General features: G+C 61.0%; 1 protein-coding gene. It reads right to left on the reverse strand.

What is annotated here, in order from left to right; genetic code table 11:
- On the reverse strand, positions 1-653 hold a 653-nt coding region (locus FQV27_RS18710; protein ID WP_246133183.1), incomplete at its 3' end, for a sugar phosphate isomerase/epimerase family protein.
- Positions 654-674 lie beyond the last annotated feature (21 nt).

Below are 674 nucleotides of genomic sequence, written 5' to 3' on the forward strand. Positions count from 1 at the left end.
AAGCCTATTTCAGCCAGTGTGCGGTAGAAATCGTCCCACGGCACCTCGCCCTGACCGATATTCAGATGCTGGTGGACACGCGCCTGCGATCCGGGCGGGTTGATGATATAGCGCAGCCCGCTGCTGGCCTTGTGGTTGAAGGTGTCGGCGATGTGGACATGGGCCAGCACATCGGCGCTTTCACGCAGCATCGCCACCGTGTCGTCACCGAAATAGAAGGTATGCGGCGTGCAATAGAGGAATTTAACGCGGGGGCTGTTCACCGTGCGGATCAGGTCCAGCGAGGGTTGCAGCGTCTCGGTCCAGTCCTCGGGATGGGGTTCGATATGCAGGTTGATGCCTTCCTTTTCGAAGACCGGCACCAGTTCTTCCATGCTGCGCCACCAGGCATCCTCGCAGGCCTCGATCATGCTGCCGGTGTGACAGCAATAGCAGCTGCCCTTGTCCGGATGCGGGCCGCGGCCGAATTCGCTGTTCATGGTGTCGACGCCCAGTTCGACAGCAATTTCGATGGCGCGTTTCCAGTGGCGGACGGCCGCTTGCCGTTCCGCCTCGTCATTGCTGGCCCAGCGATACATGGGCAGCAGCGTGGCGATGCCGACATTGGCGTCGGACAGCGCCTTTTTGAAGCTTTTCACCCGGTCGGGGAACACGCGCGGCGCCTTGAACCATTC

This window comes from Paracoccus aurantiacus (assembly GCF_007993065.1).
Lineage (GTDB): Bacteria > Pseudomonadota > Alphaproteobacteria > Rhodobacterales > Rhodobacteraceae > Paracoccus > Paracoccus aurantiacus.